This is a genomic window from Pseudothauera nasutitermitis, from assembly GCF_004801295.1.
GTDB classification, from domain to species: Bacteria; Pseudomonadota; Gammaproteobacteria; order Burkholderiales; family Rhodocyclaceae; genus Pseudothauera; species Pseudothauera nasutitermitis.
Window position 1 is genome coordinate 75603 of the sequence record NZ_SSOC01000010.1, and the last position, 25849, is coordinate 101451.

General features: G+C 69.9%; 22 protein-coding genes and 1 riboswitch. Of the genes, 13 read left to right on the top strand and 9 right to left on the bottom strand.

Annotation, left to right across the window (positions count from 1 at the left end; translation table 11 throughout):
* Nucleotides 1–16 precede the first annotated feature (16 nt).
* Nucleotides 17–1084 carry an alanine racemase gene (gene alr, locus E6C76_RS21265; RefSeq protein WP_136350274.1) on the bottom strand — a complete coding sequence of 356 codons (1068 nt, stop codon included), beginning with the start codon at nucleotides 1082–1084 and terminating at the stop codon, nucleotides 17–19.
* A gap of 192 nt (nucleotides 1085–1276) precedes the next feature.
* On the opposite strand from alr, the gene E6C76_RS21270 reads away from it, so the two are divergent.
* The 11 genes from E6C76_RS21270 to E6C76_RS21320 all read left to right on the top strand — a co-directional run bounded on the left by E6C76_RS21270 (nucleotide 1277) and on the right by E6C76_RS21320 (nucleotide 13347).
* Nucleotides 1277–1639 (top strand): hypothetical protein, encoded by a 363-nt coding sequence (locus tag E6C76_RS21270; RefSeq protein WP_136350275.1) that lies wholly within the window; start codon nucleotides 1277–1279, stop codon nucleotides 1637–1639.
* A 112-nt stretch (nucleotides 1640–1751) separates the two neighbouring features.
* Nucleotides 1752–2327 (top strand): DNA-3-methyladenine glycosylase I, encoded by a 576-nt coding sequence (locus E6C76_RS21275; protein WP_136350276.1) that lies wholly within the window; start codon nucleotides 1752–1754, stop codon nucleotides 2325–2327.
* A gap of 173 nt (nucleotides 2328–2500) precedes the next feature.
* Nucleotides 2501–3412, top strand: coding sequence for an adenylate/guanylate cyclase domain-containing protein (locus tag E6C76_RS21280; protein ID WP_136350277.1), 912 nt, complete (start codon nucleotides 2501–2503; stop codon nucleotides 3410–3412).
* A gap of 21 nt (nucleotides 3413–3433) precedes the next feature.
* Nucleotides 3434–3814, top strand: coding sequence for a DUF2784 domain-containing protein (locus tag E6C76_RS21285; protein WP_136350278.1), 381 nt, complete (start codon nucleotides 3434–3436; stop codon nucleotides 3812–3814).
* A gap of 166 nt (nucleotides 3815–3980) precedes the next feature.
* A riboswitch (cobalamin riboswitch) is annotated at nucleotides 3981–4216 on the top strand.
* A 172-nt stretch (nucleotides 4217–4388) separates the two neighbouring features.
* Entirely contained in the window at nucleotides 4389–6731 is a 2343-nt protein-coding gene (locus E6C76_RS21290) for a TonB-dependent receptor (RefSeq protein ID WP_136350279.1), read from the top strand.
* 89 nt (nucleotides 6732–6820) lie between these two features.
* The gene (locus tag E6C76_RS21295; protein WP_136350280.1) at nucleotides 6821–8116 is read left to right on the top strand and encodes a hypothetical protein; all 1296 of its coding nucleotides are present in this window, start codon (nucleotides 6821–6823) and stop codon (nucleotides 8114–8116) included.
* A 286-nt stretch (nucleotides 8117–8402) separates the two neighbouring features.
* Nucleotides 8403–10508: a YgiQ family radical SAM protein gene (locus E6C76_RS21300; RefSeq protein ID WP_136350305.1), complete on the top strand. Its 2106-nt coding sequence runs from the start codon at nucleotides 8403–8405 to the stop codon at nucleotides 10506–10508.
* 76 nt (nucleotides 10509–10584) lie between these two features.
* Entirely contained in the window at nucleotides 10585–11115 is a 531-nt protein-coding gene (locus tag E6C76_RS21305; RefSeq protein ID WP_136350281.1) for a GbsR/MarR family transcriptional regulator, read from the top strand.
* Nucleotides 11116–11217: 102 nt separating this feature from the next.
* Nucleotides 11218–11580 carry a DCC1-like thiol-disulfide oxidoreductase family protein gene (locus E6C76_RS21310; RefSeq protein ID WP_211090309.1) on the top strand — a complete coding sequence of 121 codons (363 nt, stop codon included), beginning with the start codon at nucleotides 11218–11220 and terminating at the stop codon, nucleotides 11578–11580.
* A gap of 46 nt (nucleotides 11581–11626) precedes the next feature.
* Nucleotides 11627–12877 (top strand): SDR family oxidoreductase, encoded by a 1251-nt coding sequence (locus tag E6C76_RS21315; RefSeq protein ID WP_136350282.1) that lies wholly within the window; start codon nucleotides 11627–11629, stop codon nucleotides 12875–12877.
* The gene (locus E6C76_RS21320; RefSeq protein ID WP_136350283.1) at nucleotides 12874–13347 is read left to right on the top strand and encodes a DUF2269 family protein; all 474 of its coding nucleotides are present in this window, start codon (nucleotides 12874–12876) and stop codon (nucleotides 13345–13347) included. The genes E6C76_RS21315 and E6C76_RS21320 overlap by 4 nt, the downstream gene beginning before the upstream one ends.
* A gap of 48 nt (nucleotides 13348–13395) precedes the next feature.
* On the opposite strand, the gene E6C76_RS21325 is transcribed toward E6C76_RS21320, so the two are convergent.
* From E6C76_RS21325 to E6C76_RS21335, 3 genes are all read right to left on the bottom strand, one after another.
* Nucleotides 13396–14766: a hypothetical protein gene (locus tag E6C76_RS21325; protein ID WP_136350284.1), complete on the bottom strand. Its 1371-nt coding sequence runs from the start codon at nucleotides 14764–14766 to the stop codon at nucleotides 13396–13398.
* A 187-nt stretch (nucleotides 14767–14953) separates the two neighbouring features.
* The gene (locus E6C76_RS21330) at nucleotides 14954–15550 is read right to left on the bottom strand and encodes a carboxymuconolactone decarboxylase family protein (protein WP_136350285.1); all 597 of its coding nucleotides are present in this window, start codon (nucleotides 15548–15550) and stop codon (nucleotides 14954–14956) included.
* Nucleotides 15547–16689: a YbfB/YjiJ family MFS transporter gene (locus tag E6C76_RS21335; protein WP_136350286.1), complete on the bottom strand. Its 1143-nt coding sequence runs from the start codon at nucleotides 16687–16689 to the stop codon at nucleotides 15547–15549. The genes E6C76_RS21330 and E6C76_RS21335 overlap by 4 nt, the downstream gene beginning before the upstream one ends.
* A gap of 63 nt (nucleotides 16690–16752) precedes the next feature.
* Here E6C76_RS21335 and E6C76_RS21340 point away from each other — a divergent pair, with 63 nt between their 5' ends.
* The gene (locus E6C76_RS21340) at nucleotides 16753–17631 is read left to right on the top strand and encodes a LysR family transcriptional regulator (RefSeq protein ID WP_136350287.1); all 879 of its coding nucleotides are present in this window, start codon (nucleotides 16753–16755) and stop codon (nucleotides 17629–17631) included.
* A 91-nt stretch (nucleotides 17632–17722) separates the two neighbouring features.
* Nucleotides 17723–18373, top strand: coding sequence for a glutathione S-transferase N-terminal domain-containing protein (locus E6C76_RS21345; RefSeq protein ID WP_136350288.1), 651 nt, complete (start codon nucleotides 17723–17725; stop codon nucleotides 18371–18373).
* A gap of 33 nt (nucleotides 18374–18406) precedes the next feature.
* On the opposite strand, the gene E6C76_RS21350 is transcribed toward E6C76_RS21345, so the two are convergent.
* The 5 genes from E6C76_RS21350 to E6C76_RS21370 all read right to left on the bottom strand — a co-directional run bounded on the left by E6C76_RS21350 (nucleotide 18407) and on the right by E6C76_RS21370 (nucleotide 25710).
* Complete coding sequence (locus tag E6C76_RS21350; protein WP_136350289.1) at nucleotides 18407–19339, bottom strand: DUF3396 domain-containing protein; 933 nt, start codon at nucleotides 19337–19339, stop codon at nucleotides 18407–18409.
* Between the two features lie 97 nt (nucleotides 19340–19436).
* A complete protein-coding gene (locus E6C76_RS21355) occupies nucleotides 19437–22604 on the bottom strand; it encodes an efflux RND transporter permease subunit (RefSeq protein WP_136350290.1) in 3168 nt (1055 codons plus the stop codon).
* 4 nt (nucleotides 22605–22608) lie between these two features.
* Nucleotides 22609–24099 carry an efflux RND transporter periplasmic adaptor subunit gene (locus tag E6C76_RS21360; RefSeq protein ID WP_136350291.1) on the bottom strand — a complete coding sequence of 497 codons (1491 nt, stop codon included), beginning with the start codon at nucleotides 24097–24099 and terminating at the stop codon, nucleotides 22609–22611.
* Nucleotides 24096–25364 (bottom strand): TolC family protein, encoded by a 1269-nt coding sequence (locus E6C76_RS21365; protein WP_136350292.1) that lies wholly within the window; start codon nucleotides 25362–25364, stop codon nucleotides 24096–24098. Before E6C76_RS21365 ends, E6C76_RS21360 begins: the two co-directional genes overlap by 4 nt.
* 10 nt (nucleotides 25365–25374) lie before the next feature.
* Nucleotides 25375–25710 (bottom strand): copper-binding protein, encoded by a 336-nt coding sequence (locus E6C76_RS21370; RefSeq protein WP_136350293.1) that lies wholly within the window; start codon nucleotides 25708–25710, stop codon nucleotides 25375–25377.
* Between the last annotated feature and the right edge of the window lie 139 nt (nucleotides 25711–25849).

The window sequence follows — 25849 nt, forward strand, 5'->3', positions numbered from 1 at the left end:
CGGCTGCTGGCCGGAATCACCGCCCGCCGAGGTACTCCAGGCGCACGCGCTTGACGTTGCACAGCAGTTCGTAGGAAATCGTGCCGGCGCTTGCAGCCACGCGGTTGATGCCCACCTCGCGGCCCCACAGTTCCACCCGGCTGCCGATGCCGGCTGCCGGCAGGTCGGTCAGATCCACCGTCAGCATGTCCATCGACACGCGGCCGATCAGCCGTGTCGGCCGGCCGTCCACGCTCACCGGCGTGCCGTCCGGCGCGGTGCGCGGGTAGCCGTCGGCGTAGCCCATGGCCACCAGGCCGACGCGCGTCGGCCGTTCCGCCTGGAAGCGCGCGCCATAACCCAGCGGCGCGCCAGGCGCGATTTCGCGCACCGCCATGATGCGGCTTTCCAGGGTCATCACCGGGCGCAGTCCGCCCGGTTCGCCCGGCAGCGGATCGGCGCCGTAGAGCAGGATGCCGGGGCGTGCCCAGTCGCGCCGCGCCGCGCGCCAGTGCAGCACGCCGGCCGAGTTGGCCACGCTGCGCGGACCGGGCAGGGTGGCCGTGGCCATGTCGAAGGTGGCGATCTGTTCGGCGGTGCCGGGTACGTCCGGCTCGTCGGCGCGGGCAAAGTGGGTCATCAGCGCGATTTCGCCGACCTTGCCGGTCCCTTGCAGGCGGTTCCAGGCGGCCACGACCTCTTCCGGGCGGAAGCCGGCGCGGTTCATCCCGCTGTTCACCTTGAGCCACACGGTGTAGGGCCGGGCCGGCGAGGCCTGCTCGATCATGCGTGCCTGTTCGGCATGGTGCACCACCATCCACAGGTTTTCGCGCTCCACGTCGGCCAGTTCGGCGGCCTCGAAAACCCCTTCGAGCAACAGGATCGGCAGACGGATCCCGGCGGCGCGCAGTTCCAGCGCTTCTTCCAGGCAGGCCACCGCGTAGCCGTCGGCGACGTCCGCCAGTTCCAGCGCGCAGCGCACCGCGCCGTGCCCGTAGGCGTTGGCCTTGACCACCGCCAGCGCCCGTCCGCCATGGCGCTCGCGGGCGAGCAGGTAGTTGTGGCGCAGGGCGTCGAGGTCGATCAGGGCGCGGGCGGGTCTCATCTTGGGCAGGAGGCGGCACGGGGAAGGGCGATACTCTGCCACAAGCCGGCGTGTCCGGCACCTTCCGTGGGCGCCGCGCGGGCGCCGGTGGGCGGCTTCCTCTATACTTTGCGCCTGTCGATGTTTACCCGGGAGGCGAACGGCTGCGGTCGCCATCGCTCACCCCGGCGCGAACAATGGGATAATGGCGCCATGAACGCACCGAAACCTGTTTCCCCCCGCGCACGCATGCAGGCCCTGCAGGCGATTCCGGACAGCCAGCGCACCGATGCCGAGTGGGACGAGTTGAACGAGCTGGAAATCATGTTCGCGCCGGGCAACCGCGCCGGCGGGCCGGATCGTCTGCCCGGTTCCGCCAACCACGGCGGCAACAACAATGGCGGTGGCGGCCGGCGCAAGCAGGGCGGCGGCAAGCCCGCGCATGCGCAATCCGCCCTTCCTGGCGGCCAGCCGGCCGTGCAGGGCGTACCGGGTGGCGAAGCCGGCGGCGCGCGCAAGCCGGTGCGCAAGTTCCGCAAGAAGCCCCCACGCCCCAAGGACAAGGTGCCGGCCTGAGCCTGGCGCCGGCGGCGTACCTTCGTGCGCCGTTGAGGCATCCGGGCCGCGCGGGAGTGGTCTGCCGATCCGGGCGCACTGCGCCTTCGGGCGCCGAATGGGAGAGTTCCGCATGGAGATCGTGCGTTGTGCGTGGGTGAGCGACGACCCGCTGTATCAGGCCTATCACGATCACGAATGGGGTGTGCCGGTGCATGACGAGCGCCGGCTGTTCGAATTCCTGCTGCTCGAAGGCGCCCAGGCCGGCCTGTCGTGGATCACCGTGCTGCGCAAACGCGAACGCTACCGGGAACTGTTCGACGGCTTCGATCCCGAGCGCATCGCGCGCTATGATGAAGCGCGCCGTGCCGCACTGCTGACCGATCCGGGCATCGTGCGCAACCGCGCCAAGGTGGCGGCGGCGGTGCTCAACGCGCGTGCCTGGCTGACGTTGCGCGCGGAAGGCATCGATCCGGTGGCCTGGCTGTGGTCCTTCGTGGGCGGCCAGCCACAGATCAATGCGCCGCGCACGCTGGCCGAAGTGGCGGCGCGCACGCCGCAGTCCGAGGCGATGAGCCGCGCCCTGCTCAAGCGTGGTTTCAAGTTCGTCGGCCCGACCATCTGCCAGGCCTTCATGCAGGCCGTTGGCATGGTGAACGACCATACGGTGGATTGTTTTTGCTACCGTGACGCGTTTACCCGCCGATGATAGGATTGCCAGCCAGCGCTCCCCGCGTGCGCGCAAGGCGCCAAGGCTGACGGTACCGACCAGAGAGAGACGATGATTCGCCCCGCCACCCCCTTCCCGCACCGCCCGGCATGCCTCCTCGGCATGCCGAGGGCATGGTGTTCGGGGTGTTGCGCGGACAGGGGAGGGGTGCGATGCTCCAGTCCCTGAGAACCGTGGTGTTCGCCGATCTGACCGGCAGCACCGGGCTGTTCGAGTCGGTCGGCAACGTCATGGCCACCCAGCTGATCACGCGCGCCATCCAGTGCGTCGGCGGTCATCTCGCCCAGGCGGGCGGGCGGGTGGTGAAGTACCTCGGCGACGGCGTGATGGTGATGTTCGACGATGTCGAGGTGGCCATCGATGTGTGCGTCGGCCTGCCCGGCGTGTTGCGCAATCTGGCGGACCGGGGCCCCCTGCCGGTGCCGCTGGCGGTCAAGGTGGGCATCGACTGCGGCGCCATCGTCGAACACGACGGCGATTGCTACGGCGACGCGGTCAACGTCGCCTCCCGTCTTTCCGATCTGGCCCAGGCCAACGAGATCCTGCTGAGCGGCGCGGTGCATCAGCGTCTGCGCGACGAGCAGCGCGCCGGCTGTCACAGCCTGGACCGCATTTCCATCAAGGGCAAGAGCGAGGCGGTGAAGGTGTGGCGCGTGGATTGGGGGCGCACCGCCGAAACCACGCTGATCTTCCCGGTGGGGCTGGGGGACGGCGATGCCGATGCGCCGCGCGAGCAATGTCGCCTGGAACTGAGCTGGCTCGACGAACAGCGCGTGCTCGGCGCCGCCGAGGAACCGCTGGTGATCGGCCGGGGCGAGGAAGCCGGCTTCGTCATCAACGATCCGCGCGTGTCGCGCCGCCATGCGCGCATCGAATGGTCGGGCGGGCAGTGCATGCTCACCGATTTCAGCAGCAACGGCACCTGGGTGCGCCCGGCCGGTTCCGCGCAGGCCCTGCTGCTGCGCCGCGACGGCATCATCCTGCACGGCGAGGGCGAACTCGCCCTGGGTGCGCCGCCGGACGATTTCACCGTTCCCACGCTGAGTTTCCGCGTCCTCGGCTAGCCGCAAGCCACGGTATCCGGGATGCAAGCGCGCCTGATCGCCGACCTGCTGCTGATGCTGCACCTGGCCTTCATCGTCTTCGTGGTGTGCGGCGGTCTGCTGGCGCTGCGCTGGCCGCGCGCCGCCTGGGCGCATCTGCCGGCCGCGGCCTGGGGCGCGGTGGTGGAGCTGGGCGGCTTCATCTGCCCGCTCACCCCGCTGGAAGACCGCTACCGCCGGCTGGCCGGGCAGGCCGGCATCGACGGTGGTTTCATCGAGCACTACCTGCTGCCGCTGATCTACCCGGCCGGCCTGACCCGCGAAATCCAGATCGGCCTGGGGCTGTTCGTGGTGGTGCTCAACCTGGCGCTCTACCTGTGGGCCTGGCACCGGTATCGCAGGCGGGCGGCCCGCATGCAGTGAAATGGCGTCCGGGCCACCTCCGGCCGCGGGCAGCCTGTCGTCGCGGGCGTAGCGTGTTGGTTTCCGGCTGTACGGCCGGAGCCGGCATCGGCGGCGGAAAATCATCACATCCAAACCGGACGGCGTAATGCATAATTAAGGCGCCGGCATGCACCGTTACGGTGCATGCCGGCAGACTGCGCCGGTGCCCCGCAAGGGGCTTAAAAGGGAACGCGGTACGGGTGCGATCTTCCGGAAAGCGCCCAAAACCGAGGCTGTCCCTGCAACTGTAAGCGGCGAGCGCCCTGCCCCCGCGGCCGGAATCCTCCGGGCCGCCAGCCACTGGAAAGACCTTTCCGGGAAGGCCGTGCAGGGGCGCCATGACCCGCGAGCCAGGAGACCTGCCGGCGTCTGTCGCTCTTGCCCGGGCCCAGGGATTGGCCGGGGCGCGGACCTGGTCCGTCTGGGCGACGAACGAAGCGGCTGGGGCCGCATCGGTTCGTGTGACAGGCGCCGGCGTCCGCTTTTCACCCGCTCCGACCGTTCGTGACGGCACGCCCCGGCCTCGCCATTCGGCGCCGGCTTGGGGTCATGCATGAACAAGAAAACACTGCCCGTCGCCATGGCGCTGCTGTGGTTGAGCGCGTCCGCACTGGCACAGAACGCGTGGGGGGAGGAACAGGAAAGCGTCCTGCCGGAAACCGTCGTTACCGGCAGCGGCGAAGAAGGCCGCATCGCATTGCGCGAGGTGCTCTCGCCCGGCATCGTCTCCGTCGCCTACCCGGACGACGTGAAGGGCGAGCACAAGACCATTCCCGACCTGCTCGACCAGATTCCCGGCGTCTACGTGCGCCGTCTGGGCGGCAGTGCCCACTACACCACCGCCAGCATCCGCGGCGCGGCGCCCAGCCAGGTCAACATCTACATCGACGGCGTGCCGCTCAATACCGCCAGCGAAACCGCCGCCGACCTGTCCACGCTGCCCATCGCCAACGTCGAACGCATCGAGGTCTACCGCGGCACCACGCCGGCGCGCTTCTCCGGCGCGCCGATCGGCGGGGCGATCAACATCGTCACCAGGAAACCCACGAGCTTCAGCGGCAGCATCTCCGGCGGGCGGCGTTCCTTCGGCGGCGAGCAGTACGGCGCCAGCCTGAACGTGCCGGTGCTGGGCGGCCACCTGCTGGTGGGGCTGGACAAGGACCGCAGCACCGGGGATTTCAAATACACCGACTACACCGTCGACCGCCTGCGCAATCTGGTGTGGAAGGACGGCACGCCCTACGGGACCGCCTCGCCAAGTGTCGATGCGGCAGTCATCCAGGGCTGGAATGTTCCCCCCCGGCGCACGCGCATGAACAACGGTTCGGACAAGGAAAACGTGCTGCTCAAGTGGGAGAGCCGGAATTTCCTGCTCAAGTACGCCCGCACCGAGATGGAACGCTATCTGCCTGCAGGCATCAATGCTCCACTGTCCGGCATAAGGGGCCACGTGCAAGACTTGCCCTGGTTTCCTGAGTCCAACCACCGCAAGCGCCAGCGAATCGAGCAGCAGGAAGTGCTGGCCGGCTGGCGCGACAGCTTCGGCCAGCTCGATCTCGGCCTCAACCTGTCGTGGCTGGACAAGGATCAACAGTACCGCAACCTCGACATCGCGCCGCCCGCCACCGGCTGGATGGGGCGTGACTGGACCGAGTACCGGACCACGCGCAAGGGCATCGCCGGCGATGCGGCCTGGCGCTTCGACAGCGGGCCGCTGGCCCACCGTTTCGAGGTGTACGCCGAGCGCTACTGGGAAGTGCTCGATTCCGACATGAGCGGAAACAACGGCAAATCGGACTTCATCGAGGAGTTCAAGCGCATCAGGACCAGCCTGCAAATCCAGGACACCATGACCATCGCCGCCCTCGGCGACCTGCAGGTCACGCCGATCTTCCGCGTCGAGAAGCTTGCCGGCCCGGTCATCGGCAGCCGCTGGTCGCCGCTCGCCGGACCAGGCGGCAAATACGACTGGCATCGCACCGGCAGCCTCAGCGTCAAGAAAGACTTTGCTTCCGGCTGGCAGGCTTTCGGCAACTACGGCAGCTACATCCGCTATCCCAACTTCTATGAAATCTACGGCAACGGCCTGGGCACGGTGCCCAATGTCGATTCGACCGGCCGCGCCATCCAGCTCGTGCCGGAAACCGGGCGCAACGGCGACCTCGGCTTCGGCTGGAACGGCCGGTTCGGCGAGGACTGGCGCGGCGGCTTCCGGCTGACCTGGTTCCAGCGCGACGCCAAGGACGCGATCACGCTGTACAGCGTGCCGATCGCCGCCAAGTACATCAACTCCGGCAACACCCGCACCAGGGGGCTGGAACTGGAAGGCAAGCTGGCCTGGGGCCGGCGCGCCGACCTGCAACTGGCCGTCACCCGCCAGGAAGGCAAATACGTCGGCAACGACAGTTATTACTACTTCGGCGGCAATACGCCGGAAAGGCGCTGGCCGGGCCAGAAGGTGCGCACGCTCAACACGCCCCTGCTGGTCGCCAATGCGCGGCTGAATCTGCACTTCCTCGGCGGCGACCTGACCACCTTCATCGAGGGCACCTACATCGGGCGCAATTACATGGACGTGACCGTCTGGGAAAACCCGCTGACCACCTTCAACCTGGGTGCCCACTACCGCGTAGCCAAGGGCTGGAAACTCTCGCTGGGCGCGGACGACGTGTTCGACAAGGGGCCGAAACAGACCGTCGGCGGTCCGGGGGCGGCGCGCCGTCTGTCTTACGACAAGATGACATGCCCTGGCGGCGGCCCCTTCAATAACGAACTGGACTGCACATTCGGTTTCGCCGAGTGGACTGCAGTCCACGATTCCGTGGTCGTGAAACGCAACGTGGCGTGGCCGCAGCAAGGGCGCACGCTCTGGGCGACGCTCAATTACAGCTTCTGAGGCTCGACCCGAATACCGGACTGGCATCTTCCGGGCCGGGCGCGAGCCGGGCGAAAAGGTGCCGAACCCATCCAGTCAAGGAGAAGGAAATGGCTACGTCCTATGCCGCCTACAGCGTTTATTACTATGAAAGCGATCCGCCCTATGCCGGACATGGCATGGCGGGGCGGATTCTCGATGCCGGCGCCAGTTTTGTTGTCGCCTATCCCGGTCTGCAATCCGGCCTGAACGGCGACCCCAAGGTGGAAGGCTTCACCGACGCCGGCAACGCCCTGCGCCTGGCCGTCACCGATTACGTGACCGGCAGCGCGCAGCCCGTGTATATCTACGATCCGGTCACGCCGGCCAATCTGGCGACGCCGACCTGGACCAATGTCCAGAACCTGTACACCCTGGTCCGGCTCGGCAACTACCTCTACGCCCTGGACTTCGACAATGCCCGCATCGTCGAAATCAACCCGGCCAGCACCCCCACGGGCTATGCCGCCACCGGCGTGACCTTCACGCTGCCCGGCAGCCTGGTGCCCACCACGCCCAGCGGTTTGACCGCCCATGGCCAGGCGTTGGCGGTGATCGGCGGCAAGCTGTACGGCTTGTTCACTTTTACCGATAGCGCATGGGCCAATTACGGCAAGAGCCTGCTGGTGCGTTTCGACGTGACCGGCGGGTCTTCCATCTCGATTGACAGCTCCAATGGCAATTTCGCGGAAAACGCCTTCTCGCTGGCGGACAAGGGCAGCGAGGTCTATGTGGCGGCGATTGGCGGCGCCCAGGGTTCGTCGGGCACGCCCAATGCGAATTCCCGCGTGCAGAAGATCAGCATCGCCGGCGCGCTGAATACCGCCAGCGTGACGGACGTGCTGACGCAAAGCGATTTCGCCTACGAGTACCGCGACATCAGCTTCGACGCCGGCGGCAACGCCTACGTGCTGATGGGCACCTACAACAGCAGTTGGAACCTGGTTGGCCAACTGCTGAAGATCGCCAACCTGGCGACGCCGGGCACCCATGCCGTGATCGATACCTTCTCGACCACGCCGGGCTATTTCTGGTCGGCGCAATACACCGCCGACAACAACCGCATCTGGTTCGCCCGCGGCAACGCCATCCGGGTATATGACGCCAGCTCGTTCACCACGCCGGCCGCCACGCTGACCCTGTCCGTCAACGGCCCGGGCAACCTGGGCGGGCTGCTCGGCTCGGGCGATCTCTACGACAACATCAACGACCTGACCTACATCGGCGCCACCGGCACCCGCGCTTCCCTGCGTGGCTACCGCTCGCCGCTGCAGGTCTCCAACACGCCGCGCGCCCATGCCGCACGCGCCCTGACCCGCGGCCGTCCGGAACTGACCGAGGACGAACTGGAGCAGCTGGACGATTGAGGGGCAGGCTGTAATTGGACGGAACCGAACGGGAGCGGCCGGGGTCTGCCGGCCGCTCCCCATTTTCCGGGTATCCGTAAAGCGCGCCGTTCGATAGCCGTCAGCGGGCGAGGCATCGGCGACATGCGCCGCACGGCCGGAGCGGGAACCGCCGGCATAGCGGGCAATCCGAGTAGAATCGCGCCCTTCCCTCCGTTTCCCGCTCCCTGTGCCCGCCGAACCCTCCCTGCCCGTGCCGATCGATCGCGGCGCCTGTCCGCCGGCGCGCCGGGCGCCATTCCTGCCGATGTCGCGTGTCGAGATGGATGCGCTGGGTTGGGACGTCTGCGACGTGGTGCTGGTCACCGGCGACGCCTACATCGACCATCCCAGCTTCGGCATGGCGCTGGTCGGCCGCCTGCTGGAGGCGCACGGCCTGCGCGTGGGCATCATCAGCCAGCCCGACTGGACCAGCGCCGCGGCCTTCCGCGCGCTCGGCCGGCCGCGCCTGTTCTTCGGGGTCACCGCCGGAAACATGGATTCGCTGGTCAATCGCTATACCTCCGATCGCAAGATCCGCTCCGACGATGCCTACACGCCCAACGCGGAAGCCGGCAAGCGACCGGACCGCGCGGTCACCGTGTATGCCCAGCGTGCGCGCGAAGCCTTTCCCGACGCCGTGGTGGTGATCGGCAGCATCGAGGCCAGCCTGCGCCGCATCGCGCATTACGACTACTGGTCGGACAAGGTGCGCCGCTCGGTGCTGACCGATTCCAAGGCCGACCTGCTGCTGTTCGGCAACGCCGAGCGCGCGCTGGTGGACCTGGCCCGCCGGCTGGACGCGGGCGAGGCCATCGGCGAGATCCGCGACCTGCGCGGCACCGCCTTCATGGTGCGCCCGGGCTGGCTGCCGGGCGACGACTGGGCGGAGACCGACTCGCTGGCCCTCGACCGCCCGGGCCGCATCGACCCGCATCCCGATCCCTATGCGATGGAGCCGGCATCCGCCGCACCGCCCGCCGCGGACGGCGCGCAGCCGGTGCGCATCGTGCCCGCCGCCGAGCGGGTGTCCGCGCGGCGCGCGCGGCGGGCCCATACCGTGATCCGCCTGCCGGCCTTCGAGGCGGTGAGCGCCGATCCGGTGCTCTATGCCCACGCCTCACGCGTATTCCATCTGGAATCCAACCCCGGCAACGCGCGCGCGCTGCGCCAGGGCCACGGCGAAGGGCCGGGCCGGCGCGACGTGTGGATCAACCCGCCGCCGGTGCCGCTGTCCACGCCGGAGATGGACTTCGTCTATGGCCTGCCGTATGCCCGCGCGCCGCATCCGGCCTACGGCGATGCGCGCATCCCGGCCTGGGACATGATCAAGTTCTCCATCAACATCATGCGCGGCTGCTTCGGCGGCTGTACCTTCTGTTCGATCACCGAGCACGAGGGGCGCATCATCCAGAGCCGCTCGGAAGGCTCGATCCTGCGCGAGATCGAGGAAATTCGCGACAAGATGCCGGATTTTCGCGGGCACATCACCGACCTCGGCGGGCCCACCGCCAACATGTACCGGCTGGCCTGCAAGGACCCGAAGATCGAATCCTCCTGTCGCCGGCTGTCCTGCGTGTATCCGGGCGTCTGCGAGAACCTGGGCACCGACCACGGTCCGCTGATCTCGTTGTACCGCAAGGCGCGCGCGCTGCCCGGCGTCAAGCGCGTCACCGTGGGCTCCGGCCTGCGCTACGACCTTGCCGTGCGCTCGCCGGAATACGTCAGGGAACTGGTCACCCACCACGTCAGCGGCCTGCTCAAGATCGCCCCGGAACACACCGAGGCCGGTCCGCTTTCCAAGATGATGAAGCCGGGCATAGCCACCTACGAGAAATTCCGCGAACTTTTCGACAAATACTCGCAGGAGGCGGGCAAGAAGCAGCATCTGGTGCCCTACTTCATCGCCGCCCACCCCGGCACCACCGACGAGGACATGGTCAACCTCGCCCTGTGGCTGAAGAAGAACGGCTTCCGCCCGGACCAGGTGCAGACCTTCCTGCCCACGCCCATGGCGCTGGCCACCACCATGTACCACAGCCGCAAGAATCCACTGAGAAAGGTCGATGCGGATTCCGAAAGCGTGGAAACCGCGCGCGCCGGGCGCTCGCGCAAGCTGCACAAGGCCCTGCTGCGCTGGCACGACCCGGAAAACTGGCCGCTGATCCGTGAGGCCCTGCAGGCCATGGGCCGGCGCGAGCTGATCGGCAACCGGCCGGATCAGCTGGTGCCGTGGCAGCAGCCGGCGGTACAGGGCGAGAGGCGTGTGCAATCTCCCGAAGCGCGGCGGGTTCCGCCGGCTCGCCCGCCGGGCGGAAAGCGCGGGCCGTCCGGCCCGGCTGCGAAAGGTGCTGCGGTGCGGCGACGCGGCTGAATGCGGTGATTGAAGCAGTAGATGTTTTCTGAAATTTCTGTCTTGACAGAAATTTCGCTCCGCCTATCATGAGCGCATGAAGCTCACGCCGGTCTCCGAACGATTCATCCTGCACTGGGGCGAGATGGGCGCCCGCTGGGGCGTCAATCGCACTGTGGCGCAGATCCACGCGCTGCTCTATCTGGCCGAGCGCCCGCTGGCGGCCGACGAGATCGCCGAGACGCTCGCGGTGGCGCGTTCCAACGTCAGCACCAGCATCAAGGAACTGCTCGCCTGGCGGCTGGTGAAAGTGGTTCATGTGCTGGGCGACCGGCGCGACCACTTCGAAACCTCCAAGGACGTCTGGGAACTGTTCCGCCTCATCGTCGAAGGCCGCCGCCAGCGCGAGATCGCCCCCACGCTGGAGGTGCTCGGCGAACTGTTGGTCAGCCCGGATCTCGCCGGGGAACCGGCCGGCGTCCGCCGGCGCATCGGCGAGACGCGCGAGTTCATCGCCCTGCTCACCGTGTGGGCCGATGAGATGCTGCGCCAGGACCCCAAGACGCTGATGAAGCTGCTCAAGCTCGGTGCCGGGGTCAGCAAGTTGATTCGCCGCGAAGGCGAGTAGCCGTCGCGGCGCCTTGGGCGGGGCCTGTTGCGCCCCGATTTTTTGGTAAATAAATTTCTGTTTTGACAGAAATTACGGAAACAACGAATGTGGAGGTGTGGCATGGACCCGGCGATCTACCCTTTCGAATTCCTCTACGACGGCGATTGCGCGATCTGCCGCGCGGACGTGGCGCGCCTGCGCAGGCGCGACCGGGCCGGCCGGCTGCGTTTCATCGATGTCAGCGCCCCGGCCTTCGATGCCGCACCCTACGGGCGCAGCCGGGTGGAACTGCTCGCGCGCATCCACGGCCGCCGGGCGGACGGGCAGGTGGTGGAAGGCGTGGCGGTGTTCCGCATCGCGCTGGCGGGCACCGGTCTGGGCTGGCTGGCGTCGCCGCTCGGCTGGCCGAAGGGGCCTACCGGCTGTTCGCACGCCATCGCATGTGGCTGTCGCGGCGCTTTGGCGGGCTGTTCGAGCGGCTGACGCCGGCCTGCGACGACACGGCCTGCACGAATCGCGGGAGACGGCCATGAAAGTCCTGCTGTGCGGCGCGGACGGCTTCCTCGGCCGCGCGCTCGCCGCCGCGCTGTTCGCCCATGGGCATACCGTGCTGCGCGCCGTGCACCACCCGCGCCAGCCGGACGACGTCGCCATCGACTACCGCCGCGATGTCGACCCGGCCGCCTGGCTGCCCCGCCTGGCTGGTGTGGACGCGGTGATCAACGCGGTGGGCGTGCTGCGCGAACGGCAACCCGGCGATTTCGAGCGCCTGCACCATCTTGCTCCGGCGGCGCTGTTCGCGGCCTGCGCACAGGCCGGCGTGGGTCGTGCGCTGCAGATCTCCGCGCTCGGCGCGCAGCGCGGCACCACCGCCTACCTGGCGAGCAAGGCGCGCGGCGATGCCGCATTGTGCCGCTGCCTGCCCGGCGGCGTGGTACTGCGCCCGGCGCTGGTGTTCGGGGCGGAGGGCGCGTCGACCCGCTTCTTTCTCGCGCTGGCCAGCCTGCCGGTGCTCGCCGTGCCGCGCGCTTGCGACGTGCAGCCGGTGCATGCCGAGGATCTGGCCCTGTTGGCGGTGCGCGTGCTCGAACAGCAGCGTGCCGCGCCGCTGGTGCTGGAGGTGCCGGGCCCCGAGGCGCTGCCGTTCGCCGCGCTGCTGGCGGCCTACCGCAAGAGCCTCGGGCTGGCGCCCGCGCTGCAGTGGGCCGTTCCGGGCGCTCTGTTCGGGCTGGGGGCGCGCATCGCCGGCCGGCTGCCGGGCTCGTTGTTCACGCCGGATACCTGGGCGATGCTGGCGGCCGGCAATACCGGCGACCCCGCGCCCGCAGGCCGTCTGCTCGGCCGCCCGCCGCGCGCGCCCGCCGCTTTCGTCGATACGGCGGCCGCGCCGGCGCTGCGCGAAGCGGCCCTGGCCGTCTGGCGGGCAGCGCTGCTGCGTGCCGTGCTGGCGTCCATCTGGGCACTCACCGCCTGGCTGTCGATCTTCGTCTGGCCGTGGAGTGCCAGTCTGGCGTTGCTGGCCGCCTTCGGGCTGGGCGGGGCGCCGGGCCTAGCGGTGCTGTTCGGCGCGGCGGCGCTCGATCTGGGCATGGCCGTGCTGACCGTGCTGCGCCCCGGCCGGCGCCTGTGGATGGCGCAGCTCGGCCTGATTCTCGCCTACTCGGCGTTGATCGCCTGGCGTCTGCCGGAATTCCTGATCCATCCGTTCGGCCCGGTATTGAAGAACCTTGCCGTGGCCGCTGTCATCCTGCTGCTGTGGGCGGAGGAGTCCCGATCATGAATGCCTACCTGCTGGTCAAGACCCTGCACGTGATCTCGTCGGTGGTACTGGTGGGAACCGGATTCGGTACCGCCTTCTATCTGTTCTTTGCCAACCGCAGCGGCAATCTGCCGGCCATCGTGGAAGTCAGCCGGCTGGTGGTGCGCGCCGACACCTGGTTCACCACGCCGGCCGTCATCGTCCAGCCGTTGACCGGGCTGTGGCTGATGCAGCAGGCCGGCTGGACCTTCGGGACCGGCTGGATTCTCGTTTCCATCGCCCTGTTCGTGTTCACCGGCGCCTGCTGGCTGCCCGTGGTCTGGCTGCAGATCCGCCTGCGCGACATGGCCCGCGATGCCTGGGCGGGCGGCCGGCCCCTGCCGCCGCGCTACTGGCGCTATGCGCGCATCTGGGAGGCGCTCGGCTACCCGGCGTTCGTGGCGATGCTGGGGGTGTTCTACCTGATGGTGGCGAAACCCGTGCTGATGTAGCGCCGGGGGCCGGGCAGCCTGGACGCGCCATTCACCGGAGTTTCCGCATCAGTTGCCCAGCGGCCGTGCGTTGATCAGGTAGCGGCCGCCGCCCGCGTTCTCGAAGGCGCTGCCGGTCAGACGGTAGTCGCCCGGGCGCAGATGCAGGTCCAGGCGGGCGTCGGTGCCGCCCGCGCCGTCGTCGTCTTCCTGGTCCACGCCGCTGCCCTGCAGTTTCAGATAGGCGTCGAATTCGGCGGAGATGAACTCGATGCGGTAGCGGCCGGCGGTGGCGATGCGCAGGGTTGTCGTGGCGCTTTCTCCGTCGGCCAGCACGCCGGTGACGGATTCTCCGGGCTGCAGGAACGCGCCGATGTCGCTCACCGCGGTCAGTTCGGTGGACAGCGTGAACAGGCCGCTGCGCTTGTCCATCGACGACGGCGTGATGGTGTACTCGCCTGCCTCCACCAATGCCAGGATGCGTGCGTCGAAGCCGTTGCCGGCGCCGTCGTCGTCGCTGAGGTCGACCTCCGGTCCGTTCAACTGCAGCATGCTGTCCACGTCGGACGAGCGCATCAGTACGTTCAGCATGCCGCGCTCCGGCACCGTGAGCGTGTAGACGGGGGCCTCGCCGCCAGCGGTGACGAAGCCCGCGATCTCCGTGCCGAGCTCGATTTCTCCGCTGTCGCGCAGCGTCTGGCCGGCGGGCGGTTCGTGGCGCTCGGCGCGCAGGGTGTAGGCGCCGTTGTCGTCGTCGCTCAAGGCGCTGGCGGTGATCTGGAAGGCGCCCTGGGGCAGATGGGCGATGAGGCGCGAGTTGGTTCCGCCGTTGCCGGCCCCGTCGTCGTCCTCCATCTCCAGGCCTTCGCCCTGCAGGCGCAGGAGGGTGTCGAACTCTTCGGAATCCAGCGACAGCCGGTACAGGCCGGCCTCGGCCACCGCCAGGGTGTAGACGTTGCCTGCGGTGCGCCCCGGCAGCACGCCGAACACTTCCTCGCCGAGCGTCAGGGGGCCGCCGTTGTTCACCTCGACCGTTTCCAATACGAGCGTGAACGGGCCGTAGGCCCGGTCGTTCTCGCCGCTGACCGCCAGGGTGTAGCGTCCGTCGCGCGGCGCCAGCAGGTAGGCGGTGTTGTCGAACGGGCCGCTGACCACGCGCTGCCGTTCATCGAACAGGGTGAGCACCGCGCCGGACAGCACGCCTTCGAGGCCCGCGCGCACCATCTCGCCGCCGCGCAGTTCCAGTTCGAAGGTCTGGTAGCGGGAGCCGTCCTTGACGTTCAGTCCGCTGCGCGTGGTGAGCTCGCCGGACAGGTTGTCCGGCAGCGTGCCCTGCGCGCTGCTGACCAGTGGAGCGGACAGGCCGCCGGCGAGCACGAGGGCGGCGGCCAGGGTCTGGACGAGAAGGGGGCGGGAGGTCCGTCGGGCGGCGGATTGCATGGTGATCCTCGAGCGTGGAATGCCGTGGAGCGCGGAAAAAGGCAGCGGCCCGTGGAAATGCCCGGGCCGGTGTAGCGGGAATGTACGCCCAAGTACGCGCGTTGGCGACCTCCATGCGGGAGGTCTCCCCGCTTTCCACGTGGGTGGAGACGGCCGCTGCGTGGCTACCCCGTCCCCTATCGGCGCTTCATGCCGGAAAGGCGCCCAGCGGCGCATCGCTGCCCGGTGCCGGCGTGCGCGCGATGTTCATGATCCAGGACACGCAGGTGAAATAGCCGATCAGGCCGCTCAGCTCGATCACGCCGCGTTCGTCCCAGCGGCGCAGCGCGGCCGCGTAGGTGGGATCGCTGACGCTGTGGTGGTGCAGCAGTTCGGTGGCGAAGGCCCAGGCGTCGGCTTCGTCCTCGGCCATGGTGCGGGGGCGGGCGCCCTGCGCCAGATCGGCCAGGGTGGCCTCGGCGACGCCGGCGTTGAGCGCCAGGGGGCGATGCACCGCCCATTCGAACTGGCTGCCGAGGTGGCGGGCGACGATGAGCGTGGCGAATTCGTTGATGCGCGTCGGCAGCACGGATTCGAAGCGCAGGTATTCGCCCACGCCGGCCAGGCGTTCGAGCAGTACCGGGCTGTGCATCAGCGGGATGAACGGGCCCTTCACCCCCTTGCGCGGCCCGGCGATCAGCGCCTCGGCGGCGGCGCGCTGGGCTTCGCTCATCTGTTCGGCGGCCGGCAGGGGCAGGCGTTCCTCGGTGGTGGGGCCGAAGCCCTGGGGAATCGTGGCGGTCATGGCGTCTCCGGAGCGGGGCGGAAGGGAACGATCAGCAGGAGGCTGCTCAGCAGCAGGGCGGCGGCGCCCAGCCACAGCGCGGCATCCAGTGTCAGGCCGATAGTTTGCAGGAGATTCGCGGCGAGCGGTCCGGCGAGCTGGCCGATGGCGAACACGGCGGTCATCACCGCCATCCAGCGCCGCGCGTCGGCGCCAGCCTGGGTGCGTGCTTCCTGCAGACCAAGCAGGGTGATGACCATGAAGGTGCCGCCCACGCACAGCGCGGCCACGGCCAGCGAGGCCAGTCCGGGCGCGCGGGTCGGCAGGACGAGGCCCAGCGCCATCACCAGTTGCGCGGCGGCCCAGGCGTGGCGACGCGGCCAGCGTGTGAGCAGGTTGGTGCCCAGCACCGAGAGCACCGCCGCCAGACCGAACAGCGGCCACACCCAGCCGAACAGCGCCGGGTCGTCGAGCAGCAGGCGGGCCTGCGCGGGCAGATAGGTGGCGGGCAGGATGTAGCCGAAGCCGAACAGCCCGTAGCACAGCACCAGCCGGCGGGCGTCCGCGGCCTCCGTGGCCTGCGCCGGTGTCCGGCGTTCCCCGGCGAGCGCGCAGAACGTGCCGGCCAGCGCGAGTCCGGCCAGGGCCAGCCACAAGGTGGCCGCGCCCAGGCCGGCCAGCGCGCCCGCATGACAGAGCAGCCCGGCCAGCGCGATGCCGGTGCCGACGCCGGCGAACACCACCACGTCCAGTCGCGGGCGGCCAAGCTGGGCGAGGCGGGCTAGGGTCAGCGTGGCGGTGCCCACCAGCGCCCAGGCGCTGGCCACACCGGCGATGAAGCGCACCAGCAGCCACCAGGCGAGCGGGCCGGGCAGGGCCATGGCGGCGGTGCTGGCAATCACCGCGCACAGGCCGATGCGCATCAGGCCAGTGGCCGATGCCCCGTGCCGTCCGGCCAGCACGGCGCCGACCAGGTAGCCCAGGTAGTTGGCGCCGGCCAGCCAGCCGCCGGCGGCCAGCGTCAGCCCCAGGTCGGCCTGCATCAGCGGCAGTTGCGGGGTGAAGGCGAAGCGGCCGATACCCATCGCCACGGCCAGCGCGACGAGTCCGCGCAGGGCGATGCCGAGCGCTGCGGGAGCGGAGGTGGATTGCGAGGCCATGCGGCACTGTAGTGGGTTACTATTTTCCGATCCAGTGAAAAGAAAAGAACATTTGTTCTCTATATGAGAAACATCGATCTCGACGATCTCGAAATCCTCCAGGCGGTGGTGGCCTATGGCGGCGTCGCGCGCGCCGCGCAGGCGCTGCACCGTGTGCCGTCCAACGTCACCACGCGCATCAAGCAGCTGGAGGCGCGTCTGGGCGTGGCGCTGTTCGCCCGCCGCGGGCGCGGCCTGGTGCCCACCGAGGAAGGGCGCCTGCTGGCCGGCTACGCCGAGCGCCTGCTGCGCCTGGCCGACGAGGCCGAATCCGCGCTGCGCGCCGGACGGCTGCTCGGTACCTTCCGCCTGGGCGCGCTGGAAAGCACCTCGGGCAGCCGCCTGCCGGAGGTGCTGGCGCGCTACAACCGGGCGCACCCGGCGGTGCGCATCGAACTGGTCACCGGTACCACCGGCGCCTTGGTCGGCCGGCTGATCCGCCACGACATCGAGGCGGCCTTCGTCTCCGAGCCTTTCCACGCGCCCGGCCTGGCCGCCCAGCCGGTGTTCGAGGAGGAACTGGTGCTGATCAGCGCCGCGCACGTGCGCACGCCGCGTCAAGTGCTCGAGTCCGGGCGCGTCACGCTGATCGCCTTTGCCAGCGGCTGCTCCTACCGCCGCCGGCTGGAGGAATGGCTGGGCGAACAGGGCGGGAGCGCCGAGGGCGTGCTGGAGTTCGCCTCCTACCCGGCCATCGTCGCCTGCGTGGCGGCCTGCACCGGGGTGGCGATCGTGCCGCGTTCGGTGCTCGCCGGCCTGCGTGCCGCCGAGGCCGTGCGTGCCCACGCGCTGCCCGCGCACCTGGCGCGCAACCGCACGCACCTGCTGTGGCATGAAGGGCAGGAATCGCTGGCCCTGCGCGGCTTGCGCGCGCTGCTGGGCGCGCGGGAGGGCGCGGCGTGAAACGGCTGGCGGGCGGCGGCGGAATCCGCTTTTGCGCCGCCCGCGGAGCGCTTATCGTGTGCGGGTGATTCCTCTTTCAAGGAGTGCCATCGTGCGGCTGCATATCGCTTACAAGAACTACTCGTCCTGGTCGCTGCGCCCGTGGATCGCCATGAAGGTGGCCGGCATCGAATTCGAGGAAAACCTGCTGCCCTTCGCCCATGGTGACGAACTGGCGAAACTGGGTGCGCGGCTGGGCGTGCCGGCCAAGGTGCCGATGCTGGAGGTGGACGGGCGGGTGCTGTGGGAAAGCCTGGCGATCCTGGAGTACCTGGCCGAGCGCTATCCGGAGCGCGGCCTGTGGCCGGCCGATGCGGGGCTGCGCGCGCTGGCGCGCTGCGCGGCGGCGGAGATGCACAGCGGTTTCACCGCCCTGCGCACGAATTGTCCGATGAACTGCCGGGCCAGCAAGCAGATGACGCCCAGCGCCGCCGTGGAGGCGGACCTGCGCCGGCTGGCGGAGCTCTGGGCGCGCTTCGAGGCTGCCGACAAGCCCACCGGGGATTTTCTTTGCGGGGCGTTTTCCAACGTGGATGCGATGTACGCGCCGGTGATGTGGCGGGTGCGCGGCTACGGCCTGGCGGTATCGCCCGCGTTCGCGCGCTGGGCAGAGGCGGTGTACGCCCTGCCGGCGATGCGCGAATGGGAAGCGGCCGCGCAGGCGGAAAGCTGGACGATGCCGGAATACGATGCGGTCGGCTGATCGCTGCCCTGGGAACGGATCGTAGACAGGCCCTTAGCCCGGCAGACCGGGCAGCGGCGGATAGCTGTGCGCCGCAGAGTCGAGCGTGCCGCGCCGTATCCACAGGGCCTCGCCGCCGGGCTCGATGCCGTCGGTAGGGTAATCGATGGCCTGCACTTCGGTGCCGGGTTGGGCGAGCGCCGCGCGTAGGGCGCTGCCGCCGTCTTCCAGTGCGCGCAGCCAGCGCGGGGCGAGCAGGAAGCTCCAGCCCGGCGTGCGCGGTCCGCGGCCCAGCCCGGTGGGCTGCCAGCGCCGCCCCGCGCGCGTGCTGTGCAGGGTGTGTAGCGCGGGGTCGTCGTGTTCCAGCCCCGGCAGGCGGGTGGCGCAGGCTTGTTCGAGCAGGCGCCGCCAGGGTGTGGCCGGCAGGGCGAAGCCGCCGTTGCCGATTTCCAGTCCGCTGTAGCAGTGCTCCGGACGCAGGAGGCTGACTGCGCGCAGGGCGAAGGCGTGCCAGTGCTGCACATGCGCAGCGTACCAGCGCTTGCGGAAGGTGAGCTTGAGGTAGCTGTAGTGGTCCGGTTCGGTATCGGCGCGCAGGGCCAGCGCCCAGCGCGCGCTGTCGGCCGGCTGGCGCCGGTCGGTGGCCTCGACGATGAAGGGCAGGCTGGATGCACAGGCGCGGCGCAGGGTGGTGCCCAGGTTGGCGGGCAGGCGGCCGCCCCGGCAGGCGTGCCATGCGCCGTCCTCGCCCACGCGCAGCAGGCGGAAGGGTTCGTCCGCCAGGCCAGCGAATTCCCGCGCCACGGCGAGCAACTGGCTGGCGACCTCGCGCTGCCGTTCCGGCGGGTGGCGCAGGTAGAAGCTGATGTAGGGGCATACGCCCGCCGCGCCGTGTTCGTCGCCCATGACGTACAGCCCGTCGTCGGCCAGGGTTTCGCGGATGAACTCGTCGAGGTCGTCGGGATGGATGGCCGTGGCGTCGTGCATCGCGCGGATTCCTTCGAGAATGGGGCGGTCAGGGGTGGTGGGCAGCCTCCGACTGTAGGTGGGCGGGAAAAACCATGTCAATTGGATCGAAGTACGGTCAGGCGGCTGGTTCGCCAGCGGCCAGGTCCGCCCGCGCGCCGTCGCGGCGCAGTTGCCATTCCTTGACCAGCGCGTACAGCGCGGGGATGACGATCAGCGTGAGCACGGTGGAAGACACCATGCCGCCCAGCACCGGCGCGGCGATGCGGCGCATGACCTCGGAGCCGGTACCGGTGCTCCACATGATGGGCGCGAGGCCGAGGATGACCGAGATGGCGGTCATCATCTTCGGGCGCACGCGCTCCACCGCGCCTTCCATGATCGCGCCGTAGAATTCCGCCGCGTCCGGCGCGCGTCCCAGCGCGCGGCAGCGTTCGAGCAGGCGGGTCCACGCGTGGTCCAGGTAGATCAGCATGACCACGCCGGTTTCGGCGGCGATGCCGGCCAGCGCGATGAAGCCCACCGCCACCGCCACGCTCATCTCGTAGCCCAGCCACCACATCAGCCAGACCCCGCCGATCAGCGCGAAGGGCACCGAGAGCAGCACGATGAAGGTTTCCGTGAGGCGGCGGAAGTTGAGGTAGAGCAGCAGCACGATGAGCGCCAGGGTCACCGGCACGACCACGGTCAGGCGTGCCCGGGCGCGTTCCATGTACTCGAACTGGCCGCTCCAGGTGGCATAGGCGCCGGGCGGGAAAGCGACCTGCTCGGCCACCACCTGGCGGGCCTCGGCGACGAAGGAGCCGATGTCGCGTTCGCGCAGGTCCACATACACGTAGGCCACCGGCAGGGCGTTTTCGGTGCGCACCACCGGGGCGTCGCGCACCACGCGTACCTGGGCGACCTGGCCGAGCGGCACCATGCCGCCCTCGGGCAGGGCGATGAATACCTCGCGGGCGATGCGCTCGGGGTCGGCGCGCAGCGCGCGCGGGTAGCGCACGGTGACGTTGTAGCGCGCCGGGCCTTCCACCGTGGCGGTCAGCGGCTCGCCGCCCAGCGCGGTGGCCACGGTGTCCTGCAGCATGCCCACGGTGAGGCCGAGGCGGGCGAGCTGGTGCTGGTCGGGCACGATGTCCAGGTAGTAGCCGCCGGTGACGCGCTCGGCGTACACGCTGGCGGCGCCGGGGATGTTGCGCACCACGGTTTCCACCTGGCGGGCGACCTGTTCGATGGTCGCCAGGTCGGGGCCGAACACCTTCACCCCCACCGGCGTGCGGATGCCGGTGGACAGCATGTCGATGCGCGCCTTGATGGGCATGGTCCACGAGTTGGCCACGCCGGGGAAGCGCAGCGCGGCGTCCATTTCGGCGATCAGCTTGTCCACCGTCATGCCGGGGCGCCACTCGGCTTCCGGCTTGAGGTTGATCACCGTCTCGAACATCTCCAGCGGCGCCGGATCGGTGGCGGTGCTGGCGCGCCCGGCCTTGCCGTACACCGATTCCACTTCGGGGAAGCGCTTGATGATGCGGTTGGTGGTGGCGAGCAGTTCGCCCGCCTTGGTCACCGACATGCCGGGCAGCGCCGCCGGCATGTAGAACAGGGCGCCTTCGTTGAGCGTGGGCATGAACTCGCTGCCGATGCGCCCGGCCGGCCACAGGCTGGCCGCGCTGACCACCAGCGCCACGGCGAGGGTGGCGAGCTTGTGGCGCATCACCCAGGCGATCAGCGGGCGGTACAGGCGGATCAGCACGCGGTTCACCGGGTTCTTTTCCTCCGGCAGGATCTTGCCGCGGATGAAGATCATCATCAGCACCGGGATCAGCGTCACCGACAGCAGCGCGGCGCCGGCCATGGCGAAGGTCTTGGTGAACGCCAGCGGGGAGAACAGCCGGCCCTCCTGCCCTTCCAGCGCGAACACCGGCAGGAAGGAGACGGTGATGATCAGCAGCGAGAAGAAGATCGCCGGGCCCACCTCGCGGCAGGCGTCTATCATCGCGGCGGCGCGCGCGCGGGTGTCGGCGGCCTTGTCGCCGAGGCGTTCCAGGTGCTTGTGGGCGTTCTCGATCATCACGATGGCGCCGTCCACCATGGTGCCGATGGCGATGGCGATGCCGCCCAGGCTCATGATGTTGGAGCCGATGCCCAGCCACTGCATGGCCAGGAAGGCGATCAGCATGCCCACCGGCAGCGAGACGATGGCCACCAGCGCGCTGCGCACGTGCAGCAGGAACACCACGCATACAGCGGCGACGATCAGGCTTTCCTCGATCAGCGTGGTCTTCAGCGTGTCGATGGCGCGCTCGATGAGCGCGGAGCGGTCGTACACCGGAATGATCTCCACGCCTGCGGGCAGGCCGGGGGCGAGTTCAGCGATCTTGTCCTTGATCCCGCGGATGACCTCCAGCGCGTTCTCGCCGAAGCGCGCCATGACGATGCCCGAGGCCACTTCCCCCGTGCCGTTGAGTTCGGCGATACCGCGCCGCTCGGCGGGCACCAGTTCCACGCGGGCCACGTCGCGCACGCGCACCGGGGTGCCGCCGCTGGCGCGCAGCACGATGTCGCCGATGTCCGCCGCGCTGTTCAGGTAGCCGCGCCCGCGCACCATGTATTCGGTCTCGGCCATCTCCACCACGCGCCCGCCCACGTCGCGGTTGGAATCGCGCACCGCGCGGTTCACCGCCTCCAGGTCGAGGCCGTAGGACGCCAGCCGGTACGGGTCCACGGTGATCTGGTATTCGCGCACGAAGCCGCCCACGCTGGCCACCTCGGCCACGCCCGCCACCTGGGTGAGCGGATAGCGCACGTACCAGTCCTGCAGGCTGCGCAACTCGGCCAGCGACTGGCCGGGGCCGTCCAGCGTGTACTGGTACACCCAGCCCACGCCGGTGGCGTCCGGGCCGATGCGCGGGCTCACCTCCGCCGGCATACGCCCGGCGGCGGCCGACAGGTATTCCAGCACGCGCGAGCGCGCCCAGTAGATGTCGGTGCCGTCCTCGAAGATCACATACACGTAGGATGCGCCGAACATCGAGATGCCGCGCACCACCTTGGCCTTGGGCACGGCCAGCAGCGCCGAGGAGAGCGGATAGGTGACCTGGTCCTCGACCACCTGCGGGGCCTGGCCAGGGTAGTCGGCATAGACGATGACCTGCACGTCCGAGAGGTCCGGCAGGGCGTCCAGCGGCGTGCGCAGCACCGCCCATACGCCAGCGGCCACGGTGAAGGCGGTCAGCAGCAGGACCAGGAAGGCGTTGCGGGCGGACCAGGTGATGATGCGGTCTAGCATGGTCTCAGTGCTCCGCGCCGTGGCCGGCTTCGATGTGCGTCACCACGTACTCGCCCGGCCCGCGCGCCTCGAATTCGAAGCGCACCGCGCTGCCCGGCGCGATGCCGTCGGCCAGCCCCGGCGCGGCCAGGGTGAACTCCATGGTCATCGCCGGCCAGTCCAGTTCGGCAATCGGCGCGTGGCTCAGCGATACCGAACCGTCGTCGTAGAGCTCGTCCAGCGTGCCGGTGGCGCGGTAGGCCGGCGCACGCTGTTCGCCCGCGGTGAACCCGGCCAGCGCCGCGCGCAGATTGCTTTCCGCGTCGATCAGGAAGTTGGCCGCCACCACCACGCGCGCACCGTCTTCCAGACCATCAAGGATTTCCACCCACTCCGGGTCGCGCCGGCCGATGCGCACCGCCTGCGGGCGGAAGCGGCCTTCGCCTTCTTCCACCAGCACGCTCTGGCGTTCGCCGCCGTCGAGCACGGCGGAGTCCGGCACCGCCAGCACCGGCGCGGCCTCGCCGGTGGCCAGATGCACCCGGGCAAATTGGCCGGGGCGCAGGCGGCCGTCCGCATTGGGCAGGCGCAGGCGCACGCGGGCGCTGCGCGTGGCCGGATCGACGGTGGGGTAGAGGTAATCCACGGTGGCGGCGAAGTCCTCGCCGGGCCAGGCGTCCAGGCGCACCGTGGCCGGCTGGCCGGGGCGCACGCGGGCCAGATCGTGCTCATACACCTCGGCCAGCACCCACACCGAACTCAGGTCGGCGATGCGCAGCAGCGTGCGGCCGGCCTCGAAGCGCATGCCGGCCACCGCCTCGCGCTCCAGCACCACGCCGCTGACCGGCGCCGCGAAGCTGCGCCGTGCCGTGCCGCCGCCGTGCATCTGCCAGTTCGCCAGGCGCTCGCGGGTGGCGCCGGCCAGGCGCTCGGCGGCCGCGCGCGCCTCGTCGTCGCCGCCGGCGAGACGGCCGGCCAGGGTATCGGCGATGCGCTGTTCCTCGGCGGCCGAGGCCAGTTCCGGCGCATACACGGTGAACAGCGGCTGCCCGGCGCGCACCGGGTCGCCCACGGCAGACACGTGCAACTGCTCGATCCAGCCTTCGAAGCGCGGCGCCACGTCATGGATGCGGCGCTCATCCACCTCCACGCGGCCGACAGCGCGCACTGGCTGTTCGAGCACCCGCCGTTCGGCGCGCGCCACGCGCACGCCGAGCGCCTGCATGCGCGCCGGGTTGACCGCCACCGCGCCGTCATCCTGGTCCTCGCCTTCGTATACCGGGAGGTAGTCCATGCCCATGGAGTCCTTCTTGGGCACCGGCGAGGTGTCGGGCAGGCCCATGGGGTTGCGGTAATAGAGGATCTTGCGTTCGCCTGGGGTGGCGTCCGCCGTACTGGCCGGAACGGCGGTGTGTCCGGCGTGGCCGTCGCCGCGCAGGCCGCCGGCCAGGTAGCCGCCGGCGGCGGCCAGGGCCAGCGCGATGGCGAACAGGGAAAACTTGAGGCCCGGGGTCACAATTCTTCTCCAGCCAGGGTTTGCAGTTCGAACAGGGCCATGCGCGCTTCCACGCCGGCTTCCAGCGCGGCCAGGCGGCCTTCGCGCGCGCGCCGCCAGGCTTCCAGCACGGCGTCGAAATCGGCGCGTCCGGCAGCGTAGGCGGCGCGCGTGGCCTCGAAGGCGGCGTCGCGCTGCGGCAGCAGGGTGCGCGTGGTGAGCGTCTCGCGCTCGGCGGCGCCGCGCAGCGTGGCCACGGCGGCGCCCAGCGCGCCGCGCAGGCGGGCCTGTTCGGCGCCCAGGCGGGCTTCGGCGGCTTCACGCAGGTACGCGGCCTCGCGTTCGCGCGCCTGGCGCGGCGCGCGTTGCAGGGGGATGTTCACTTCCAGCATCAGATCCCAGCTTTCCGTGCCGCCGCGCGGACGGTTGTAGGTCAGCCCCACGCCGAAGTCGGGATAGCGTTCCAGCCGGGCGCGTTCGCGCTCGGCGGTGGCCGCGTCGATCTGGCGGGCCTGCGCGGCCAGGGCGGGATGCGTGGCGCTCAGGCGCTCGAACAGCGCAGCGTGGTCCACCCGCGCGGGCAGCGGCGGTGCTTCGCCGGGGGCGGCGAGTGCGGCGTCGGCGGGGCGGTCGAGCAGGCCGTTGAGCGCGGCGGAGGCGCCGGCCAGCTTTTGCTCCGCCAGCGTCAGGGCGATGCGCAGCTCGGTACGTTCGCCCTGGGCGCGCAGCACCGCCTGCTGGTCGCCCGCGCCGCTGCGGTAGCGCGCCAGCGCGGCGTCTTCCAGCGCTTCGGCGAGGTCGAGCTGCTCGCGGTACAGGGCCTGTTCGCGGTGCGCGGCCCAGTAGCGCAGCCAGGCGTTCTTCAGCGTGCCGGCCAGTTCGCGCCATTCGGCTTCCACCGTGGCGCCGCGCGCGTCGGCGCGGGCCGTGGCGCTTTGCGCTTCCAGCGCGCGCTTGCCGGGCCAGGGCAGCATCTGCTCGATGCGGTAGCGCGTTTCGCCAACCTCGCCGGGCAGCGCGGAGAAACGCTCGCGGCCGTTCATGGCGTTGTTAACGTCCATCAGTTCGAGGGTGAAGCGCGGGTCGGGCAGGGCGCCTGCCGCCTGCGCGCCGGCCTGCGCGGCGGCGGCTTCGAGCCGTTCGGCGGCGAAGCCGGGGTGGTGTGCGCGGGCGTGGGCGAGCACGCCGGCCAGGTCGGTGCCGGGCGCGCTTTCCCGCGCCAGCGCGGGCCAGCCGGCAGCGAACAGGAGGGCCGCACACCACGGCACGAAAACACGGGGCGTCATGGCGGTGCGCTCAGTTCGCCAGCTCGAAACCCTGCAGGATCAACTGCTCGCCTTGCGCTCCGGCCTCGAAGCGGATCTTGTCGCCGGCCTTGAGCGTGGACACGTCCACACCGGGCGCGGCCTGGAAGCGCATGGTCATCGGCCCCATGCCCAGCTGCGGGATCGGCCCGTGGGCAATGCTCACCGCGCCGGCGGCGGCATCGACGCGGCGCACCGTGCCTTCGGCCAGGCTGTCGGCCTGTTCCGCCGCCGGGGTGCCATGGCCGCCGTGGCCGTGGTGCTGGGCGTGGGCGGCGAGCGGGACGAGCAGGGCGAGACTGAGCAGGGCGGGGGCGAAACGCTGCATGGCGGACTCCTGGAGAATGAGCGGGAATGACGCACATCCTCGTCCCTGCCCGCCGACCGCAGCCTGACGCGTGGATTACAAATCTGTAATCCTTGACGGCGGGCAGGCGCGCGGCGGCGGCTTTGGCGCAGAATCGCCA

Bases quoted from the DNA above. Each gene is read 5' to 3' on its own strand.
- alr (WP_136350274.1), bottom strand. From the start codon at position 1,084: ATGAGACCCGCCCGCGCCCTGATCGACCTCGACGCCCTGCGCCACAAC.
- E6C76_RS21270 (WP_136350275.1), top strand. From the start codon at position 1,277: ATGAACGCACCGAAACCTGTTTCCCCCCGCGCACGCATGCAGGCCCTG.
- E6C76_RS21275 (WP_136350276.1), top strand. From the start codon at position 1,752: ATGGAGATCGTGCGTTGTGCGTGGGTGAGCGACGACCCGCTGTATCAG.
- E6C76_RS21280 (WP_136350277.1), top strand. From the start codon at position 2,501: ATGCTCCAGTCCCTGAGAACCGTGGTGTTCGCCGATCTGACCGGCAGC.
- E6C76_RS21285 (WP_136350278.1), top strand. From the start codon at position 3,434: ATGCAAGCGCGCCTGATCGCCGACCTGCTGCTGATGCTGCACCTGGCC.
- E6C76_RS21290 (WP_136350279.1), top strand. From the start codon at position 4,389: ATGAACAAGAAAACACTGCCCGTCGCCATGGCGCTGCTGTGGTTGAGC.
- E6C76_RS21295 (WP_136350280.1), top strand. From the start codon at position 6,821: ATGGCTACGTCCTATGCCGCCTACAGCGTTTATTACTATGAAAGCGAT.
- E6C76_RS21300 (WP_136350305.1), top strand. From the start codon at position 8,403: ATGTCGCGTGTCGAGATGGATGCGCTGGGTTGGGACGTCTGCGACGTG.
- E6C76_RS21305 (WP_136350281.1), top strand. From the start codon at position 10,585: ATGAAGCTCACGCCGGTCTCCGAACGATTCATCCTGCACTGGGGCGAG.
- E6C76_RS21310 (WP_211090309.1), top strand. From the start codon at position 11,218: ATGGACCCGGCGATCTACCCTTTCGAATTCCTCTACGACGGCGATTGC.
- E6C76_RS21315 (WP_136350282.1), top strand. From the start codon at position 11,627: ATGAAAGTCCTGCTGTGCGGCGCGGACGGCTTCCTCGGCCGCGCGCTC.
- E6C76_RS21320 (WP_136350283.1), top strand. From the start codon at position 12,874: ATGAATGCCTACCTGCTGGTCAAGACCCTGCACGTGATCTCGTCGGTG.
- E6C76_RS21325 (WP_136350284.1), bottom strand. From the start codon at position 14,766: ATGCAATCCGCCGCCCGACGGACCTCCCGCCCCCTTCTCGTCCAGACC.
- E6C76_RS21330 (WP_136350285.1), bottom strand. From the start codon at position 15,550: ATGACCGCCACGATTCCCCAGGGCTTCGGCCCCACCACCGAGGAACGC.
- E6C76_RS21335 (WP_136350286.1), bottom strand. From the start codon at position 16,689: ATGGCCTCGCAATCCACCTCCGCTCCCGCAGCGCTCGGCATCGCCCTG.
- E6C76_RS21340 (WP_136350287.1), top strand. From the start codon at position 16,753: ATGAGAAACATCGATCTCGACGATCTCGAAATCCTCCAGGCGGTGGTG.
- E6C76_RS21350 (WP_136350289.1), bottom strand. From the start codon at position 19,339: ATGCACGACGCCACGGCCATCCATCCCGACGACCTCGACGAGTTCATC.
- E6C76_RS21355 (WP_136350290.1), bottom strand. From the start codon at position 22,604: ATGCTAGACCGCATCATCACCTGGTCCGCCCGCAACGCCTTCCTGGTC.
- E6C76_RS21365 (WP_136350292.1), bottom strand. From the start codon at position 25,364: ATGACGCCCCGTGTTTTCGTGCCGTGGTGTGCGGCCCTCCTGTTCGCT.
- E6C76_RS21370 (WP_136350293.1), bottom strand. From the start codon at position 25,710: ATGCAGCGTTTCGCCCCCGCCCTGCTCAGTCTCGCCCTGCTCGTCCCG.